The sequence below is a fragment of the Kitasatospora sp. NPDC089913 genome (assembly GCF_044748625.1).
Lineage (GTDB): Bacteria > Actinomycetota > Actinomycetes > Streptomycetales > Streptomycetaceae > Kitasatospora.
The window spans coordinates 98,902-113,145 of the sequence record NZ_JBIVGI010000030.1; the positions used below are offsets into that span (position 1 = coordinate 98,902).

The 14,244-nt window shown below is 76.7% G+C and carries 8 protein-coding genes; 3 read left to right on the plus strand and 5 right to left on the minus strand.

The features are described 5' to 3' along the window. Position 1 precedes the first annotated feature (1 nt). Positions 2-1,174 (plus strand): enterochelin esterase, encoded by a 1,173-nt coding sequence (gene fes, locus ACIPYS_RS33300; protein ID WP_400753257.1) that lies wholly within the window; start codon positions 2-4, stop codon positions 1,172-1,174. Positions 1,175-1,228: 54 nt separating this feature from the next. Here the strand turns inward: fes and ACIPYS_RS33305 are convergent, their stop codons facing one another. Next, the gene (locus ACIPYS_RS33305) at positions 1,229-1,726 is read right to left on the minus strand and encodes a carbonic anhydrase (RefSeq protein WP_093859737.1); all 498 of its coding nucleotides are present in this window, start codon (positions 1,724-1,726) and stop codon (positions 1,229-1,231) included. Positions 1,727-2,152: 426 nt separating this feature from the next. Beyond that, positions 2,153-2,710: a hypothetical protein gene (locus ACIPYS_RS33310; protein WP_400753261.1), complete on the minus strand. Its 558-nt coding sequence runs from the start codon at positions 2,708-2,710 to the stop codon at positions 2,153-2,155. Positions 2,711-2,818: 108 nt separating this feature from the next. On the opposite strand from ACIPYS_RS33310, the gene ACIPYS_RS33315 reads away from it, so the two are divergent. After that, positions 2,819-3,802 (plus strand): GNAT family N-acetyltransferase, encoded by a 984-nt coding sequence (locus tag ACIPYS_RS33315; RefSeq protein WP_400753264.1) that lies wholly within the window; start codon positions 2,819-2,821, stop codon positions 3,800-3,802. An 82-nt stretch (positions 3,803-3,884) separates the two neighbouring features. On the opposite strand, the gene ACIPYS_RS33320 is transcribed toward ACIPYS_RS33315, so the two are convergent. Genes ACIPYS_RS33320 through ACIPYS_RS33330 form a run of 3 tightly spaced genes read right to left on the minus strand, consistent with a single transcriptional unit; the run spans position 3,885 to position 12,819 of the window. Beyond that, positions 3,885-5,342 (minus strand): DHA2 family efflux MFS transporter permease subunit, encoded by a 1,458-nt coding sequence (locus ACIPYS_RS33320; protein WP_093859740.1) that lies wholly within the window; start codon positions 5,340-5,342, stop codon positions 3,885-3,887. Further along, on the minus strand, positions 5,339-5,536 hold the full coding sequence (locus ACIPYS_RS33325; protein WP_030391819.1) for an MbtH family protein: 198 nt from the start codon (positions 5,534-5,536) through the stop codon (positions 5,339-5,341). The genes ACIPYS_RS33320 and ACIPYS_RS33325 overlap by 4 nt, the downstream gene beginning before the upstream one ends. Positions 5,537-5,574: 38 nt before the next feature. Continuing rightward, positions 5,575-12,819: an amino acid adenylation domain-containing protein gene (locus tag ACIPYS_RS33330; protein ID WP_400753269.1), complete on the minus strand. Its 7,245-nt coding sequence runs from the start codon at positions 12,817-12,819 to the stop codon at positions 5,575-5,577. A 128-nt stretch (positions 12,820-12,947) separates the two neighbouring features. On the opposite strand from ACIPYS_RS33330, the gene ACIPYS_RS33335 reads away from it, so the two are divergent. Then, positions 12,948-14,132: an amidohydrolase gene (locus ACIPYS_RS33335; protein ID WP_093859742.1), complete on the plus strand. Its 1,185-nt coding sequence runs from the start codon at positions 12,948-12,950 to the stop codon at positions 14,130-14,132. Positions 14,133-14,244 lie beyond the last annotated feature (112 nt).

Here is a 14,244-nt window from a genome sequence, read left to right on the forward strand (position 1 = left end):
AGTGCAGAATGAACATCCTGTCGTCGACGACACGTTCTGGGCCCGGGTGGCCGCCGAGGGCGCCCCGCTGGTCGACGCCGACCCCGAGGACCCGGCCTACCGGCAGGTGACCTTCGTGCTGCGCGACGAGCCGGGCGAGGAGCCGTACGACGGCGTGCTCGCGCTCGTCCACACCGTCACCGACAAGGACCGGCACGCCGGCGACCTCACCCCGCACCTGATGGAGCGCCGGGCCGGCGGCTGGTCGCGCACCTACCGGCTGCGCGCCGACCACCGGGCGTCCTACCAGCTGTACCCGGTGCGCGGGGCCGTCCCCGGCACCCGGCGGGCGGACTGGCTGAAGGTCCTGGACGACGCCCGCCCCGACCCGCTCGACCGGGGCCCGCGGCTGCCCGGCCGCGACGGGCGCCACCCCTCCTCGGTGCTCGCCCTGCCCGAGGCGCTCGCCCAGCCGTACGCCGAGCGCCGCCCGGAGGTGCCGCGCGGGCGCACCGTGCGCGCCGAGGCGGCCGGGCGGACCATCGACGTCCACCTGCCCGCCGGGCACCGCCCGGACGGCGACCCCTACCCGGTGCTGGTCCTGCTGGACGGCGACGTGTGGGGCGGGCAGCTGTCGGTCGGCGACACCCTGGACAACCTGACCGCCGAGGGGCTGATCCCGCCGACCGTCGCGCTGCTCGTCCACACCCCGCCCCGGACCCGCCCGGAGGACCTCAGCTGCAACCCGGACTTCGTCGACCTGCTGGCCGACCGGGTGCTGCCCTGGGCCGGCGCCGAGTACCGGGTCACCGCCGACCCGGCCCGCACGGTCATCGCCGGCCAGAGCGCGGGCGGGCTGACCGCCGCCTTCGCCGCCTTCCACCGGCCGGCCCGGTTCGGCAACGCGCTCTCCCAGTCCGGCTCGTTCTGGTGGCCCGACGCGACCGAGCTCAACGACGGCAGTGAGTGGCTCACCCGTCAGTTCGCCGCCGCCGAGCGGCGCGACGCCCGCTTCTGGGTGGAGGCCGGCCTCCAGGAATGGCTGCTGCTCCCCCAGAACCGCAACCTGCGCGACGTGCTGCTCGACCGGGGCTACGACCTCGCCTACCGGGAGTTCAACGGCGGGCACGACTACGCCTGCTGGCGCGGGGGCCTGGCCGACGGCCTGGTCCACCTGCTGGGGCGGCGCGGCTGACGCCCGGGCTGCCGGGGGTGGTGGGCGCGGCCGCCGCGCCCACCACTCCCGCGCTCAGAGCTCGACCTCCGTGAGGACCCCGGTCGCGACGTCGAACACGAAGCCGCGCACGGACCGGGTGTGCGGGACGAACGGGCTGGTCCGGATCCGCGCGGCCGACTGCCGGACGTCGGTCTCCAGGTCGGCGAAGGCCTCCGCCGCCCACGGCGGCTTGACCCCGGTCTCCTTCCGGATCTCCTCGCGGAAGGCGTCGTCGCCGAAGGTGAGCATTCCGCAGTCGGTGTGGTGCACGAGGATGATCTCCTCGGTCCCGAGCAGTCGCTGGCTGATCGCCAGCGAGCGGATGGCGTCGTCCGTGGCGACGCCGCCGGCGTTGCGGATCACGTGCGAGTCGCCCTCGGCGAGACCGAGCGCGCCGTACACGTTGAGCCGGGCGTCCATGCAGGCCAGGACGGCCGTGCGGCGGGCGGGCGGGAGCGGCAGCGGACCCTCGAAGCCCGCGGCGTACTCGGAGTTGTTGCGGAGGTAGTGGTCGGTGGCGGTGTCGGTCATGGCGGACGGACGTCCCTTCGGTGCGGTCGGACCTTCGGTGCGGTCGGATCGTGGTCGTCCGGGACACGGGGCCGCCCGCCGGTGTGAGGGGGTCGGCCGGCGCGCCCGGGACGGCGCCGCGCGGGCGCGGACCGGCCCGCCCGGAGGCGGCGGACCGTGCGCGGCGGCGGACGACGGCCGTCGGGTGCGGCGCCGCCCTGCGGAGCGGCGCGGCCCGACCGGCCGGGGATCGATCGATCGATCAGAAGGTGACCGGACAGCCGGTGGAGTGGATGCGGCCGAAGTCGATGTGACGACGGCGGACGAGCACGGTCATGCGGGCACCGTACCGCCCACCGCACCCGCCCGCCGGGCGAATCCGGCATTCTCCACCCCCTCGGGCGACGGCGCCGGCGGCACGGGACCGCCGGGGCGCCCCACCCGCCGTCAGACCTGCCGCGGGGCGGCGTCGACGGCCGGTGCGCGCAGGCTCCGGGCCACCGAAGCGAGCAGCAGGCCCCCCGGGGCGATGCCCGCCACCACCGCGACGACGGCGGCCGGGGCGTCGGCCGCGGCGAGGACGACGCCCGCCGCGCCGCACACCGACATGGCGGCCGCCAGCACGTTGAGCGCGGGCCGCCGCCAGACCGCCGCCAGGCCGAAGAAGTGCAGACCGACCACCAGGGCGATCCAGCCGACGGTGGCCTTCGGTGCGTGCAGCACGGGGTTGACGACGACGAGGCCGGCCAGGCCGACGGCCACCTCGGCGGCCACCACCAGCCGGTAGTCGCGGCCGAACAGGGGTACCGCGGGAGCGGCGGAGCCACCCGCCGGGGCGGGGGCGACCGGACGACGGCGCATGACCAGGAACAGCCGCAGGAACACCAGGATCGCGAGGACCCGGAGCAGCGCGGCGGCGGCTCCGGGGAGGGCACCGGCGTTCGCCAGGACGAACGCGAGGCCGAAGGCGGCACCGATCAACGGGGCGGTCTGTTTGTTGTGCACAGCACAGAATCTCATCAATGTGGATCATGGAGCAAAACCCGGACGGGACACCGCCGGGACCAGTACGGTGTCACATGTGACGCACTCACATGTCTTCGGCGGCCGCGGATGATCCGCGCGTTCCGGCCCGACACCGACTACCCCGCGCTGGCGGAGCTCCTCTCCGCCGACGGGGCCGGGCCGCCCGTCACGGCCGCCGAACTGCGCGGCCGGGACGCGGCGCTGCCGGACCGGGACCGGTTGACCACCGACGGGCGGGGGCGACTCACCGGGCACGGCCGGGTCCGGCTGGTCCAGCCCGGGCCCACCGGGGACCTGCTCGGGTACGCCACCGCCTGGCGGGCCCCCTGGACGCCCCCCGGGGACCTCGCCTCGCGCGTCGTCAGCGCACCGGGGCGCGCGCCGGGCTGGCTGCTGCCGCTCTACGACGGGCTGGAGCGCTGGGGGCGCGAGGCCGGAGCCGGCCGGCTGCTCGGCGAACTGCCGGACGGGCAGGGCGGGTCGGCGGCCGTGGGGTGGGACTCCCCGGTCGACCTGACCGGACTGCTGCTCGGCCGCGGCTACCGGGTGGACGCCCATGTGCGGTCGGCGAGCGCCCCGTTGGGCCCGCACCTGCCCGCCCCGCAACCGCCGCCCGGCCTGCACCTGGACACCCTCGCCACCACCGGCGCCCCCGGGCCCGAGCGGCAGTTGCACCACCTCTACCGGGAGACCCTGCGCGACAACCCCGGATTCGTCGACGCCCTGCCGGAGTTCGACGACTGGCGGGGCGAGGCGCTGGGCGGTCCCGGCGGCCGCCCCGACTGGGTGTTCACGGCCGAGTGCGCCGGGCGGATCGTCGGCGCCACCGTCGTGCACGGGACGGACGACCCGCTGGCCTGCCGCGTCCACTACACGGCGGTGCTGCGGGCCTGGCGCGGGCGCGGGCTCGCCCGGGCGCTCAAACTGCACGCGGCGCGGCACCTCCGCGGACACGGTGTGCGGACGGTGCACACCGAGGTCGAGGCCGGCAACGTGCCGATGGTCGCGGTGAACACCGCCCTCGGGTACCGGTGGGGCGGCGGGCGGCGACGGCTGGTCAAGGAGCTCTGAGGCGCGCCCGTCCCCGGCCGCGAACGCCGCAGGACGGCACCCCGGGCGGGGTGCCGTCCTGCGGCGGTGCCGGGCCGGGCGCTCAGTCCATCGGCGGCGGTCCCGGGGCCTCCTTCGGCAGCCGGGCCGCGACCAGGGCGCCGAGGGCGACCGCCCCGGCCGTGGCCACCAGCGCGACCCGGTACGGCCCGGGTTCCGCGCCGTGCGTGCCGTCCTCGGCCAGCGCGCCGATCAGGGCCGCCGCGCCGGCGATGCCGAACGCGCCGCCGAGCGTGCGGACGATGGTGAACAGGCCCATCGCCCGGCCCATCGCGGGTCCGGGCACGTCCGCGAAGCCCGCGATCTGGACCGTCAGCACGGCGGTGCCCAGGATCAGGCCGACGCCGAACATCAGCGCCCGGACGGCCCAGGCGTTCCCGCCGACGCCCGGCAGGGCGAGGGCGGCCAGCACCAGGGCCGCGAGCAGCAGGGCCGGCAGCGCGAGCCGGCGCGGGCCGAGCCTCGGCAGCAGCCGGTCGACCACCTGGGAGGCGGCCATCAGGCCGATCGCCTCCGGGAACACGCTCAGGCCCGCGTCCAGCGCCGAGGCGCCCAGCGCCGCCTGGTAGAGCAGCGGGAAGGCGAACAGTGCGCCCATCAGCCCGGCGGCGGTCAGCAGGGCCAGCCAGCTGGCCGCGCCGAAGGTGCGGTCGGCGAGCAGCCGCAGGTCCACCAGCGGCTCCTCGGCCCGCAGCTGGTGCCGGACGGCGAGGCCGAGCAGCACCACGCCGAGGACCCCGGACAGGCCCACCGCCGGGGAGGTCCAGCCGTGCGCCGGGCCGAAGCCGAGCGCGTAGGTGAGCAGGCCCAGGCCCGGGGTGGCGAGCAGGAAGCCGGTGGTGTCGAAGCGCCCGGCCGGCGGCTCCTCCTGGTCGCGCAGGGCGAACACGCCGGTCAGGACGGCCGCGACGCCGATCGGCACATTGACCAGGAACAGCCAGTGCCAGGAGAGGTGCTCGGTCAGGAAGCCGCCGAGCGGCGGGCCGAGCGCGGGCATCAGGGCCGTCGGCACGATCAGCACCTTGCCGAGGCCGGCCCGCTCGTGCGGCTCGAAGGCCCGGAACAGCAGCGTCATGCCGACCGGGGTGAGCAGGCCGCCGGCGACGCCCTGGGCCGCCCGGGCGGCGGTGAGCGCGCCGAGGCCGGGGGCGGCCGCGCACAGGGCGCTGGCCAGGGTGAACACCGCGAGCGAGCCGAGGAAGACCCGCCGGACCCCGAACCGGTCGCCGAGCCAGCCGGCCGCCGGGAGTCCGACGGCGAGGCCGACCAGGAAGGCGGTCTCCACCGCGTTGGCGGCGGAGACCGGGCGGCCGAAGTCACCGGCGATGGTGAACAGGGCCGGGTTGACGATCGTCGAGTCCAGGCCGTTCATGCACATCGCGGCCGTGTAGACGAGCACCACGGCGAGGCGCCCCGCGAACAGGGGGCGGGCCGGGGCGCCGTCCCCGGCCCCGGCGGGGGTGCCGGGGCCGGGGACGGGCTTGGCGTCCGTGTCGGTCATCGGGCCGGACTCAGCTCGGTCCAGTGGGCGGTGATCCAGTCCAGCGCGGCGGCGCGCTCGCACGGCCCGTGGGCGACGGTCCAGCCGGCCGGGACAGCGGCGAAGTCCGGCCAGAGCGAGTGCTGGCCCTGGTCGTTGACGAGCGCGAGGAACTCGCCGTCGCCGTCGAAGGGGTTGGCGGGGGCGTCACTCATGGGGTGGGTTCTCCTGTCGGTTCGGACGGGGGCGGGGTTCAGCGGCCGGAGTCGAGGGCGGTGAGGTGCTCGGCGACGACGCCCGCGATGTGCGCGATCGGCTCCGGCAGCGTCATGTCCTTGTGCGAGCAGGCGACATCGGTGTTGTCGATCCGGCCGGCCACGTAGGGCGTCCACAGCTCGGGCACCAGGGTGTCGTCGATGGTGTCGACGATCGCGCGGAAGAACAGCACGTCGCCCGTGAGGCGGCGGTGGTCGTACTCGCGCACCAGGTGGTTGATGTGCAGGTAGATCCGGTTCAGCGCCTCGACGGTGGCGTCGTCGAGACCGGCCAGCGGACTGCCCTCGCGGCGCAGCACCTCGGTGACGTGGGCGAGTTCCAGCGGGCGGCCGTCGAGGTCCTCGGGGCCGAAGCCGCCCATGGTGAGCAGCGCCTCCAGGGCCTCGGCCTGGTCCGGCACCGGCAGGTCGCGGAAGCCCTCGGCCGGGTAGGCGTCGAGCACGGCCAGCAGTTCGACGACGTGGCCGAGCTCCTCCAGCCGGGCGGCCATGGCGTGGGCGATGATGCCGCCGGTGGACCAGCCGAGCAGCCGGTAGGGGCCCTCCGGCTGGACCTCGCGGAGCCGGTCGACGTAGTGCGCGGCCAGCTCCTCCATGGTGGCGGGCAGCGGCTCGTCGGCGGTGGCGGCGCCGACGCCCTGCGCCTGGAGGCCGTAGATCGGCACGTCCGCCGGGAGGTTGCGGATCAGTCCGGTGTAGCACCAGCTGAGGCCGCCGGCCGGGTGGACGGCGAACAGCGGGTTGCGGCGGCCGGGGGCGACGGGCCGCAGCGGCAGCAGGACGTCGAGCGCGTCGGCGCCGGGGGTGTCGGCGGACAGCGCGGTGTCGAGGGCGGCGACGGTCGGCGCCTGGAACAGGGTGCCGATGCCGACCTCCAGGCCGAGCACGGCCCGGATCCGCCCGGCGAGCCGGACCACCAGCAGGGAGTGGCCGCCGAGGGCGAAGAAGTCGTCCTCGACGCCGACCGCCGGCACGCCCAGGACCTCGGCGAACAGTTCGCAGAGCTGCTGCTCGCGCGGGTTGCGCGGCGGGCGGCCGCCACCGGCGGCGGGGGCGTCGGGGGCGGGCAGGGCGCGCCGGTCGAGCTTGCCGTTGGCGGTGAGCGGAAGCCGCTCGAGCAGCACGACGGCGGACGGCACCATGTGCACGGGCAGGTCGGCGGCGGCGCGGGTGCGCAGTTCGTCGCCGGTGGTGCCGTCGGCGCCGGGCGCGAGCACGGCGTAGCCGACCAGTCGCTTGTCGCCGGGCACGTCCTCGCGGACGACCACGGCGGCGTCGGCGACCGCCGGGTGGGCGGCCAGCACGGCCTCGATCTCGCCGAGTTCGATCCGGAAGCCGCGGATCTTGACCTGCTGGTCGGCCCGGCCGAAGTACTCCAGGCTTCCTCCCCCAGCCTCCGGCCGGGGGTGCCCCCATGCCCGGCGGCGGGCGAGGTCGCCGGAGCGGTACATCCGGGTGCCGCGCTCACCGAAGAGTTCGGCGTACGGGTCGGCGACGAAGCGCTCGGAGCTGAGGGCGGGGCGGCCGAGGTAGCCCCGGGCCAGGCCGGCGCCGGCCACGTACATCTCGCCGGTGACGCCGGGCGGGACCGGCTGAAGGTACTGGTCGAGGACGTAGATCCGCAGGTCGGGGATGTTGACGCCGATGGTGCTGCTGCTGCTCGCGGCGGCGCTCGCCCGGTCCAGGGCGACGTAGGAGACGTGCACGGTGGTCTCGGTGATGCCGTACATGTTGACCAGGGTGGGCGCGTCGTCGGCGTGCCGCTCGTACCAGTCGTCGAGGCGGCCGAGTTCGAGTGCCTCCCCGCCGAAGACCACGTAGCGCAGGGCGAGTTCGGTACCGGGCCGTTCCCGGTCGGCGGCGCTGAGCTGGTAGAAGGCGGACGGCGTCTGGTTGAGGACGGTCACCCGCTCGCGGGCGAGCAGGTCGAGGAAGGCCGCCGGGTCGCGGCTGACCAGGTGCGGGACGACGACGAGCCGCCCGCCGTGGAGCAGGGCGCCCCAGAGTTCCCAGACCGAGAAGTCGAAGGCGTAGGAGTGGAAGAGCGTCCACACGTCCTCGGCGCCGAAGCCGAACCAGTGGTCGGTGGCGGAGAACAGCCGGACCACGTTGTGGTGGGTGACCGGTACGCCCTTGGGGCGGCCGGTGGAGCCGGAGGTGTAGATGACGTACGCGGTGTCCTCGGCGGTCAGCGGCCGGGTGCGCTCGTGCTGGGCCAGCGGGACGGCCGGGTGGGCGTCCGCCTCGCCGCCGTCGACCAGGAGCTGCGGCACCCGGTGCTCGGGCATCCGGGGCGCGGTGGCCGTGTCGGTGAGCAGCGCGGCGGGGGCGGCGTCGGCCAGCATGTAGGCGAGCCGGTCGGCCGGGTACTCGGGGTCGAGCGGCAGGTAGGCGGCGCCGGACTTGGCGACCGCGAGCAGGCCGGTGACCAGGTCGAGCGAGCGCGGCAGGGCGAGGGCGACGATGGTGCCGGGGCCGATGCCGCGGGCGGCCAGCAGGCGGGCCAGCCGGTCGGCGCGGGCGCCGAGTTCGGCGTAGTCGAGCGTCTCGCCGTCGCAGCTGACGGCGACGGCCCCGGGGTGGGCGAGCGCGGCGGCCTCGAACAGCTCGGGCAGGGTGGCGCCGGGCACCGACCGGACGGGGGTGCCGTTCCAGTCGACCAGGGCGCGGCGCTGCTCCTCCGCGCCCATCAGCGGGAGCCGTCCGACGGTGGTGTCCGGCGCGGTGGCGGCGGCGGTGAGCAGCCGGGCCAGGCGCTCGGCGAGGGCCCGCACGGTGGCCTCGTCGAAGAGGTCGGTGCGGTACTCCAGGAAGCCGGCTATGCCGCCCTCGCGCAGTTCGCCCGCGTTGAGGGTGAGGTCGAACTTGGCGGTGCCGGAGGGGATCGCGGCGACGGTGGCGGTGAGGCCGCCGCCGAGCGCGAAGGCCCGGTCGGGCACGGACTGCCAGGCCAGCATGACCTGGAACAGCGGGTGCCGGGCGAGCGAGCGGCGCGGGTTGAGCTCCTCGACCAGGCGGTCGAAGGGCAGGTCGGCGTGGTCGTGGGCGCCGAGGACGGCGGTGCGGACGCGGCCGAGCAGTTCGCGGAAGGTCGGGTCGCCGGACGTGTCGGTGCGCAGGACCACGGAGTTGACGAAGTAGCCGACCAGGGCGGCGGTCTCGTCGGAGTCGCGGCCGGCGACGGGGGTGCCGACGGGGATGTCGGTGCCGCAGCCGTGCCGGGTGAGCAGGGCGGCCAGACCGGCCTGGACGGCGGTGAAGACGCTGGTGCCGGTGGTGCGGGCGAGCGCGGCCAGCGCGGCGTGGGCGTCGGCGTCGAGGCGGAACGGCACGGTGGCGCCCCGGTGGGCGGCGACGGCGGGCCGGGGGCGGTCGGTGGGCAGGTCGAGCTGGTCGGGCAGGCCGGCCAGGGTCTTGCGCCAGTGGTCGAGCTGGCGGACGGCGAGGGCGCTGGGTGCCTCGCCGGTGCCGAGGAGCTTCGCCTGCCAGTCCACGTGGTCGGCGAACTGCACCGTCAGCGGCGGCAGTTCGGGGGACGTTCCGGCGAGGCGGGCGGTGTGGGCGGCGGCCAGGTCGCGGGCCAGCGGGGTGGTGGAGGCGCCGTCGCCGGCGATGTGGTGGAGCAGCAGCAGGAGGGTGTGGGTGCCGTCCTCGTGGGCGAACAGGCTGGCCCGCAGCGGCGGTTCGGCGCCGAGGTCGAAGGCGTACCGGACGGCCTCGGTGATCTCCCCGGTGCCGGTGTGGAGTTCGACCGGGGCGGGCGGCAGGATCCGCTGGTAGGGCTCGCCGTCGGCGGACTCGCCGTAGACGGTGCGCAGGCTCTCGTGCCGGGCGACGAGGTCGCCGACGGCGAGCGCGAGGGCGTCGCGGTCCAGCGGGCCGGTGAGGGTGAGGGCGAGCGGGATGTTGTAGGTGGGGCTGGGGCCCTCGAGCCGGTAGTGGAACCAGAGACCGCGCTGGGCCGGGGAGAGCGGCAGCCGCTCGGTGCGCTCGACCGGCACCAGGGCGGGGCGGGGTTCGGGGGCGGAGCGCTCGCGCAGCAGGGCGGCGAGGGCGGCCGGGGTGGGGTGGCGGAAGACGTCGGCGAAGCCGACGGCCACGCCGAGGGCCTCGCGCAGCCGGGCGGCGAGGCGGCCGGCGAGCAGCGAGTGGCCGCCGAGGTCGAAGAAGCCGGCGTCGCGGGAGAGCGGTCCGGCCTGGTCGAGGAGGTCGGCGAAGAGCCCGCAGATGATCTCCTCCTGCGGGGTGGCGGGCGCGGCGCCGGCCTCCGTCGCGTCGGACTCCGGCTCGGGCAGGGCGCGGTGGTCGAGCTTGTCGTTGCCGGTGCGCGGGAGGTCGTCGAGCACGAGCACGGCGGCGGGCACCATGTGCTCGGGCAGCCGGGCGGCGAGGCCGGAGCGCAGCGCGGCCGGGTCGAGCACGGCTCCGGCGGCGGGCACGGCGTAGCCGAGCAGCCGCTTGCCGCTGGGGCCGGGGCGGGCGATCACCACGGCCCGGTCGACGCCGGGGAGTTCGCCGAGCACGGCGGCGATCTCGCCGGGCTCGATCCGGAAGCCGCGGATCTTCACCTGGTCGTCGGCGCGGCCGAGGAACTCCAGCGTCCCGTCGGCGCGGCGGCGGGCGAGGTCGCCGGTGCGGTACATCCGCGAGCCGGGCGGGCCGAAGGGGTCGGCGAGGAAGCGCTCGGCGGTGAGGTCGGGGCGGCCGAGGTAGCCGAGGGCGAGGCAGGCGCCGGCCACGTAGAGCTCACCGGCGGCGCCGTCGGGGGCGGGGCGCAGCGAGCCGTCGAGCACGTAGGCGCGCGAGCCGCGGACGACCCGGCCGACCGGGGCGCCGTCCGGACCGGGGGTCCAGGTGTAGGCGTCGACGGTGGTCTCGGTGGGGCCGTAGAGGTTGACGGGACTCAGGCCGTCGACGGCGGTGAGGCGGCGCCAGAGCGGCTCGGGGGTGGCCTCGCCGCCGACCGCGACCACGGCCGGGCGGTGGGCGTCCTCGGCGAGCAGGCCCTCGGCGATCAGCACGTCCAGGTAGGAGGGGGTGACGTCGAGGTAGTCGATCCGCTCGTCGCGGACGTGGCCGACGAGGGCGGCCGGGTCGCGGTAGGTCTCGTCGTCGAGCAGGTGGAGCTCGTGGCCGTGGAGCATCCACAGCACCGGGTCCCAGGAGGCGTCGAAGGCGAACGAGGCGCTGTGGGCGATGCGCAGCCGCTCGCGGCCGGTGCGGGCCAGGGCGGGGACGATGTGGTCCTCGTGGTGGCCGGCGGCGAGGTTCGCGAGCGAGGCGTGGGTGACCACGACGCCCTTGGGGCGGCCGGTGGAGCCGGAGGTGTGCAGCAGGTAGGCGGTGTGCGCCGGGTCGGGGGCAGGCAGCGGTCCGGCGGGCAGGGCGGCGAGCGCGGCGCGGACGGCGGGGTCGTCGAGGGCGACGGCGGGGCGGTCGGCGGCGCCGGGCAGGGCGGCGAGGGCCTCGGCGGTGCCGACGGCGCACACCGGGCGGGTGTCGTCGAGGATGTCGGCGGTCCGCTGCCGGGGGTGGGTGAGGTCCAGGGAGAGGCAGGCGCCGCCAGCCTTGAGCACGGCGAACATCGCGACCAGGGTGTCGGCGCCGCGCGGCATGGCGAGGGCGACGGGGGTGTCGGCGCGGACGCCGAGGGCGGTGAGGCGGTGCGCGAGGCGGCTGCTCGCGGCGTCCAGCTCGGCGAAGGTGAGGGTGGTGGCGCCGCTGCGCAGGGCGACCGCGTCCGGGGTGCGGGCGGCCAGGTCGGCGAGCAGTGCGGGCACGGTGCGGGTGGCGGGCGGCTCGGTGCGGCCGGCGGTGGCGCGGTCCAGCGCCTCCCGGTCGAGCAGGTCGATCCGGGCGATCGGGGTGTGCGGGGCGTCGAGCAGCAGCGTGGCGAGGCCGTCGAGGTAGCGCAGCAGACCGTCGCGGTGCGCGGCGAGGGCGTCGGCGCCGTACTGGTCGGGGTGGGCCTCCAGGCCGATCCGCAGGGCGCCGTCGGGGCCGGGCGAGACGGCGAGGGCGAGGTCGTCGACGGGGCCGGCGGCGAGGTTGCGCACGGTGCCGGGCAGGCCGGCGAGGTCGAGGTCGCGCTCGAAGGCCTTGATGTTGACCATCGGTCCGAACAGGGCGCGGCGGGTGCCGGTCAGTCCGAGGTCGCGGCGCAGGTCCTCCAGCGGGTAGCGCTGGTGGCGGCGGACGTCGCGGACCTCCAGGACGACCCGGCGCAGCAGTTCGGCGGCGGTGTCGCGGGGGCGGACGGCCAGGCGCAGCGGCAGCACGTTGGCGGTGGCGACGGGGGTGCGCAGGGCGGCGGGGCCGCGGCGGTTGGCGAGCGGCAGGCCGAGCACGACGTCCTCGGTGCCGGCGAGCCGGTGCAGGTAGCCGGCGGTGGCGGCGATGACGAGTTCGGCCCAGGTGGCGCGGGCGGCCTTGGCGGCGGCCTCCAGCCGGGGCAGGGTGCCGGCGGGGAGGGCCGCGGTCAGTCGGGGCAGTCCGGCGGGGCCGGCGGGGGTGCCGCCGGGGAGGGTGGCGGGGGCGTCGGCGCCGTCCAGGCGGTCGCGCCAGAAGGCGCGGTCGGCGGCGTGCTCGGCGCCGGCGCGGTAGGCGGCCTCCTCGGCGGCGACCTCGGCGGGGGTGGCGAAGGTGCGGTCGCTGGGGCGGGTGCCGGCCGCGAGCGCGGTGTAGAGCTCGGCGACCCGGCCGGTGAGGAGGGTGAGCGCGTAGGCGTCGACGGCGAGGTGGTGGACGCGCTGGTACCACCAGTGGCGGTCCTCGGCGAGGCGGACCAGGGCCTGGGTGAAGAGCGGGCCCTCGGCGAGGTCGACGGGGCGGGCCAGGTCGGCGCGCATCCAGGCCTCGGCGGCGGCCTCCGGGTCGGCCTCGGCGCTCAGGTCGAGGTGGTGCAGGGTCCAGGGGCGGCCGGGGAGGAGGCGCTGACGGGGCGCCGGGTCGGCGTCGGCCCCGGTGCCCTCCGGGTCGGCGGGGTCCTGGGCGACGACGACGGCGGAGAGCGCGTCGGCCTCGTCGACGGTGCGGCGCAGGGCGGACTCGAACAGCCCGGCGTCGAGCGGGCCGGTGATCTCCACGGCGTCGCCGGTGTTGTAGACCGGGCTGTCGGGGTCGAGCGCCTGGGCGTACCAGATCGCCGCCTGGGTGGCGAGCAGCGGTACGTCGGCTGCGGCGGGGACGGCGACGGGGTCGGACGCGGCCTGGTGGCGACGCATGGTTCTGAAAGCTCCTCGGGTCCGGCGAACGGCACGCCAATTGCCTGGTTAGGTTAGCCTAAGCTATCTGCATATTGTCTGGTCAACAGCCTGCCGATGGGCAGGCCCTGACAGCCCCGGAGGCGCCGATGTCCCCCTTGAACGCGAGCGTGCCCGCGCCCGGCCCGGCGGTCGCCGCCGGACCGGCCGACCCCGCGTCGAAGGAGGCCGTGCGCGAGCGCGTCCTCGCCCACCGGGACGAGCTGCTGGCGCTCAGCCGCCGCATCCACGCCCACCCGGAGGTCGCGTTCGAGGAGCACCGGGCCGCCGAGTGGTGCGCCGAACTGCTGCGCGCCCACGGCTACTCCGTCACCCCGGGCACCGCCGGACTGCCCACCGCGTTCAGCGCGAGCACCGGCGGCGGACCGGTCACCGTCGCGATCGTCTGCGAGTACGACGCCCTGCCCGGCCTCGGCCACGCCTGCGGCCACAACCTCATCGCCGCCGCCGGCCTCGGTGCCGCGCTCGGCCTCGCCCCGTACGCCGACCGGCTCGGACTCACCGTCCGGGTGATCGGCGCACCGGCCGAGGAGCGCGGCGCCGGAAAGGCGCTGCTGCTGGACGGGGGCGCGTTCGACGGCGTGGACGCCGCGATGATGGTCCACCCCTGCCCGGTGGAGGTGGCCGACTTCCACTCCTTCGCGCTCGGCACCCTGTCCGTCCGCTACACCGGCCGCGCCGCCCACCCCAGCCTCAATCCGCACGAGGGCCGCAACGCCGCCGACGCCCTCACCGTCGCCCAGGTCGCGCTCGGGCTGCTGCGCCAGCAACTGCCGCCGCAGTGGCGGGTGCACGGCATCACCACGGCCGCCGGCACGGCGCCCAACCTCATCCCCGACAGCGCCACCGCCGAGTACGAGATCCGGACCTCCGCCGCCGAGGACCTCGCGGCACTGCGCGCCCGGGTCGAGGACTGCTTCCGGGCCGGCGCGCTGGCCACCGGGTGCGAGGTCGAGCTGACCCGGCCGGAGCCGGACTACCTGGACTTCCGCAGCGACACCGGACTGCTCGCGCTGTGGCGGGCCAACGCCGCGGCGGCGGGGCGCCCGGAGCCGGTCGAGAGCGGGCCGTTCGCCTGCACCGACATGGGCAACGTCTCGCACGCCGTCCCCTCCATCCACCCGGTCCTGGACATCACCGGCGGCTCCTGCGGCCCGCACGAGGCCGCGTTCGTCGAGGCCGCCGTCTCACCGGAGGCGGACCGGGCGATCCTGGAGGGCGCGGTCGCGCTGGCCTGGACGGCGGCCGACTTCGCGGCGGCGCCGCGCGGGTGACGGGCCGCCGACGGCGGTCGGGGGGCCGCCGCCCCCCGCCCCCACCGGCCGCCGGCCGCCGGCCCCCCCCCCCCCCCCCGGGCCCCCCCGGGCCCCCCCCCCCCGGAACCCG